Consider the following 5,108-nt stretch of genomic DNA (forward strand, 5'->3'; position numbering starts at 1 on the left):
AGCTCCTACATGGGTTCACTTAACCTGTAGGAGCTGCCGAAGGCTGCGATCTTTTGATCTTGGGGGGGTTAAACGACTTCCAACCGAATCTTGTGCTGACTCAACAACTGCGCCAATGCCGGCACCGGCTGCTGATCGGTGACCAGGCAATCAATCAGACTGATCGGCCCCAAACGAATCATCGCATTGCGTCCGAACTTGCTCGAGTCCGCCGCGAGAATCACCTGCCGCGCATTGGCGATGATCGCCTGCGAAACCCGAACTTCCTGATAATCGAAGTCGAGCAAACTGCCGTCCTCATCGATACCGCTGATCCCGACGAGGGCGAAATCCACCTTGAACTGATTGATGAAATCCACGCTGGCCTGACCGACAACCCCTCCGTCACGACGCACATTGCCGCCGGTCAGCAGCACATCGAAATCATCCTTGGCACTGAGCATGGAGGCCACGTGCAGGTTGTTGGTGATGATTTTCAGGTGATTGTGATTGAGCAGGGCGCGGGCAATCGATTCGGTCGTCGTACCGATATTGATGAACAGCGAGGCGTGATCGGGGATCTGCGCAGCGATGGCTTCGCCGATGCGTTGTTTCTCATCGCGCATCTGATCTGCGCGCATCGCATAGGCAGTGTTTTCGACGCTGGAATCATAGGCGGCGCCGCCATGGTAACGGCGGAGCAGATTGGCTTCGGCGAGCTGATTGATGTCGCGGCGAATGGTTTGCGGGGTAACAACGAACAGCGTGGCCATTTCCTCGATGCTCACATAGCCGCGTTCGCGGACCAGTTCGAGGATTTGCTGCTGACGGGGAGGCAGATTCATGGGGCTTCCTTTGGGCTGCCGTGCAAAATTTGCCCATGATGCCGCAGGAATCTGCTCCCTACCAGTTAGATGCCTATCTGAAACAGAAGGTTGGCTTATTCAGCGTCTTCACGCGCCCAGTCACGGGTGCGGCTGACGGCTTTTTTCCAGCCTTTGTACAGCTTCTCTTTCTCCACTTCGTCCAGGCTCGGCTCGAACTCGCGCTCGATCACCGCTTTGCCGCGCAGTTCTTCCAGGCTGCCCCAGAAACCGCACGCCAGACCGGCCAGGTACGCCGCGCCGAGTGCGGTGGTTTCGCGCATTTGCGGACGCTCGACCTGCGTGCCGAGGATGTCGGCCTGGAACTGCATGAGGAAGTTGTTCGCCACCGCACCGCCGTCCACGCGCAGGGCTTTGAGGCGTTCGCCGGAGTCCTGTTGCATGGCGTCGAGCACGTCACGGGTCTGGTAGGCGATCGATTCCAGCGCGGCGCGGATGATGTGATCCACGCGTACACCGCGGGTCAGGCCGAACAGTGCGCCACGGGCATACGGGTCCCAGTACGGAGCGCCGAGACCGGTGAACGCCGGCACCAAGTACACGCCGTTGCTGTCCTTCACTTTATTGGCGAAGTATTCGGTGTCGTGGGCGTCATTGATGATCTTCAGTTCATCACGCAGCCACTGCACGGTCGAACCGCCATTGAACACAGCACCTTCCAGTGCGTAAGCGACTTCGCCGCGCGGGCCGCAAGCAATGGTGGTGAGCATGCCGTGCTGGGATTTCACCGCTTTGTCGCCGGTGTTCATCAGCAGGAAGCAGCCGGTACCGTAGGTGTTTTTCGCCTGGCCTGGCTCGACGCACATCTGGCCGAACAGAGCGGCTTGCTGGTCGCCGGCGATGCCGCCGATGGCGATGCCGCTTTTGGTGCGACCGTAGATTTCCGAAGAAGCCTTCACTTCCGGGAGCATTTCGCGCGGGATGTCGAGGATCTCCAGCATCTTCGAGTCCCACTCCAGCGAGTGGATGTTGAAGAGCATGGTGCGCGAGGCGTTGGTGTAGTCGGTGACGTGTACCTTGCCGCCGGTAAATTTCCAGATCAACCAGCTATCGACGGTGCCGAACAGCAGTTCGCCGTTGCGCGCACGCTCGCGGCTGCCTTCGACGTTGTCGAGGATCCACTTCAGTTTGGTGCCGGAGAAGTACGGGTCGGTGACCAGACCGGTGTTGTCACGGATGTAGTCTTCGTGGCCGTCACGCTTGAGCTGCTGGCAGATCTCGGTGCTGCGGCGGCACTGCCAGACAATAGCGTTGTACACCGGGCGGCCAGTGGTCTTGTCCCAGACCACGGTGGTTTCGCGCTGGTTGGTGATGCCGATGGCGGCAACCTGGTCGTGGTGCAGACCGGCCTGCGCCAGCGCTTCAACCATCACTGCGCTTTGGGTGGCGAAAATTTCCATCGGATCATGTTCGACCCAACCGGCCTGCGGATAATGCTGGGCGAATTCGCGCTGCGCGGTGCAGACCACGTTCGCATCGCGGTCAAAAATGATCGCGCGGGAGCTGGTCGTACCCTGATCAAGGGCAATGATGTAGTTCTTATTCTGAATGTCGGTCATGTCGATTGCCTTGGACGAAATAAGGGAGAGTGGGCCGTGGCGCAGGCTCTATTGGGCAGGAGCCTGCGCCGACTGTTTCAAGAAGTTCTTGGTTTGCCGTCAATGGCCGGTTCTGCATCCTTTGTAGCAGGTGTGGCGCCGGTCAGGTGGCGGGCAATCAGCCCGCGATACCCGGCAGCGCCGAGGCAGGCACCGACAATCGGTGCAAAAATCGGAATCAGGAAGTACGGAATGTCACGGCCGCCAGTGAAGGAAATTTCACCCCAGCCAGTGAAGAAAGTCATCAGTTTTGGACCGAAGTCCCGCGCCGGGTTCATCGCAAAACCGGTCAGCGGGCCCATCGAACTGCCGATCACGGCGATCAGTAAACCGATCAGCAGCGGCGCCAGTGGGCCTCTCGGCAGGCCGTTGTTGTCGTCGGTGAGGGACATGATCACGCCCATCAGGATCGCGGTGATGATCATCTCGACCAGGAACGCCTGAGCGGTCGAAAGCACCGGGTTCGGGAAGGTCGAGAACACCGAGGCCAATTCAAGGCTGGCGGCCGAGCCGCGAACCATTTGGTGAGTTTGTTCGAAATCGAAGAACAGATTGCTGTACAGCGTGTAAACCAACAGCGCTCCGCAGAAGGCGCCAGCGATCTGCGAAAGAATATAGAAGGGCAGTTTGCGCTTTTCGAAGTCGGCGAAAATCGCCAACGCGATACTCACGGCCGGGTTCAGGTGTGCGCCGGAAACCCCGGCAGTGAGGTAGATCGCCATGCTCACGCCGACGCCCCAGATGATGCTGATTTCCCACAAGCCGAAGCTGGCGCCCGCGACTTTGAGCGCGGCGACACAGCCGGTGCCGAAAAAGATCAGGAGTGCGGTACCCAGAAACTCGGCCATGCATTGGCTCGAGAGCGTTGGTTGCTGTAAAGCAGTCGTCATTGAAAACCTCGGTTTTTGTTGTTGTCTGGCGCATTGCCGTCAGGGCAGGGCGCGATTTTCACCGGGTTGGAATCCCCATTCGGTTCCCGGTTTACTGCTGGGTGCTGCAATGATGATAATTCTTACATTATTCAGATTCGAAAAAATATAGACAAGAAACAAACCTGTCAAAGGTCGAAAGTGAACGGCCAGTCACAATATAACTATTCGCTGGATGAATGATCCTGTGTACTCGACGTTGCGGAGAGTGCTCGGAATGTCTGCAAGCCCCGGGATTCGTGGCTTGGGATAGAGCCTTTTAGGCGCTGATCACCTAGAATCCGGCGGAGGATTTTTCTGTCACTGCCGAGCCTGGAGCTGCCATGACCCCTGCGTTGGACTTGTTGAAAAAAGTTCGTGCCGAACATCGCGTGCACAGTTACGAACATGATCCAAAAGCCGCGTCGTACGGGCTGGAGGCTGCAGAAAAACTTTCCCTTGAGCCGGCGCAGGTGTTTAAAACCCTGCTGGCAGCCAGTGAAAAAGGTGAGCTACTGGTGGCGGTGGTGCCGGTCGTCGGAAGCCTTGACCTTAAAGGTCTGGCCCACGCCGCTGGGGTGAAAAAAGTCGAAATGGCTGACCCGGCGGCGGCACAGCGCTCTACGGGTTATCTGTTGGGCGGCATTAGCCCATTGGGACAGAAGAAGCGCCTGCGTACCTTCATTGATAACTCGGCTCAGGGTTTTGCGACTATTTATGTCAGTGCCGGCCGGCGCGGGCTGGAAGTCGAATTGGCGCCCGCCGTGCTCGCCGAACACACTCAGGCCAAATTCGCCGATATTGGTCGCGCCTAAGCCTTATCGCTGTATGAGGAAAATTGGCCGGTTTTGTCACTGGCGCCAATTCTGCACGCGTTGCATGCTCTGTCGACTGACTTAGGGAGAAGGTTATGCAGCTCGAGTTTCATCAGGTCGATGCGTTCAGTGATCGGCCGTTCAGTGGCAATCCGGCGATGATTTATCGGCTGGATGCGTGGCTCGCGGATGAGCTGATGCAGAAGATCGCCGGTGAACACAATCTGGCGGAAACCGCGTTTCTGGTACGCGAAGGTCAGGCTTGGCATATCCGCTGGTTTACCCCGACCACTGAAGTGCCGCTGTGCGGACATGCGACGCTGGCCAGCGCTTACGTGCTATTCGAGGTCTACAAGGAAACCGCCGAGCGTATCGACTTCACCTGCAAGTCCGGCCCGCTGAGTGTCACTCGCGAGGGTGACCGGTTGTGGCTGGATTTCCCTTCGATCGTGCCGTCAGAAATTGGCGTGACCCTGGATGTCGAGCGGGCGCTGGGCGTTGAGGCGGTGGATGTGCTGGGTTCCAACGAACTGTTTGTCGTGCTGGAATCCGAGCAGGCCGTGCTCGATTGCAACCCTGACATGGTCGCGCTGGCCAAGCTGCCGTGGCTGGGCGCGATCGTCACGGCGCGGGGTAATCAGCATGATTTCGTCTCGCGTTATTTCGCACCGGCAATCGGCATCAATGAGGATCCGGTGACCGGATCGACGCATTGCAGCCTGATCCCGTATTGGTCGAAGCGTCTGGGCAAATCGAGCCTGACCGCGTGCCAGCGTTCGGCGCGGGGTGGCGAGCTGTTCTGTCGGTTGGAAGGGGAGCGGGTGAAGATTGGCGGGCATGCGACGCTGGTGGCCAGCGGCACCCTGATCCTGGGTTAAAAGCTAAAAGATCGCAGCCTTCGGCAGCTCCTACATTGATCCCTGT

5 protein-coding genes are annotated in these 5,108 nt (G+C 58.4%); 2 read left to right on the top strand and 3 right to left on the bottom strand.

Annotated features, from left to right (window positions below):
• Positions 1–68: 68 nt before the first annotated feature.
• The 3 genes from EJA71_RS06085 to EJA71_RS06095 form a co-directional block, all read right to left on the bottom strand.
• Positions 69–824 (bottom strand): DeoR/GlpR family transcriptional regulator, encoded by a 756-nt coding sequence (locus EJA71_RS06085; protein WP_007916700.1) that lies wholly within the window; start codon positions 822–824, stop codon positions 69–71.
• A 95-nt stretch (positions 825–919) separates the two neighbouring features.
• The gene (gene glpK / locus EJA71_RS06090) at positions 920–2,422 is read right to left on the bottom strand and encodes a glycerol kinase GlpK (RefSeq protein ID WP_122606844.1); all 1,503 of its coding nucleotides are present in this window, start codon (positions 2,420–2,422) and stop codon (positions 920–922) included.
• 77 nt (positions 2,423–2,499) lie between these two features.
• Positions 2,500–3,351 carry an MIP/aquaporin family protein gene (locus EJA71_RS06095; RefSeq protein WP_158955184.1) on the bottom strand — a complete coding sequence of 284 codons (852 nt, stop codon included), beginning with the start codon at positions 3,349–3,351 and terminating at the stop codon, positions 2,500–2,502.
• A gap of 362 nt (positions 3,352–3,713) precedes the next feature.
• Here EJA71_RS06095 and ybaK point away from each other — a divergent pair, with 362 nt between their 5' ends.
• Together ybaK and EJA71_RS06105 are read left to right on the top strand one after the other, a co-directional pair.
• A complete protein-coding gene (gene ybaK, locus EJA71_RS06100) occupies positions 3,714–4,184 on the top strand; it encodes a Cys-tRNA(Pro) deacylase (RefSeq protein WP_158955186.1) in 471 nt (156 codons plus the stop codon).
• A 95-nt stretch (positions 4,185–4,279) separates the two neighbouring features.
• Positions 4,280–5,062 carry a PhzF family phenazine biosynthesis protein gene (locus EJA71_RS06105; RefSeq protein ID WP_158955188.1) on the top strand — a complete coding sequence of 261 codons (783 nt, stop codon included), beginning with the start codon at positions 4,280–4,282 and terminating at the stop codon, positions 5,060–5,062.
• Positions 5,063–5,108: the final 46 nt, after the last annotated feature.

It is taken from the genome of Pseudomonas sp. PB106, from assembly GCF_009764645.1.
GTDB lineage: Bacteria > Pseudomonadota > Gammaproteobacteria > Pseudomonadales > Pseudomonadaceae > Aquipseudomonas.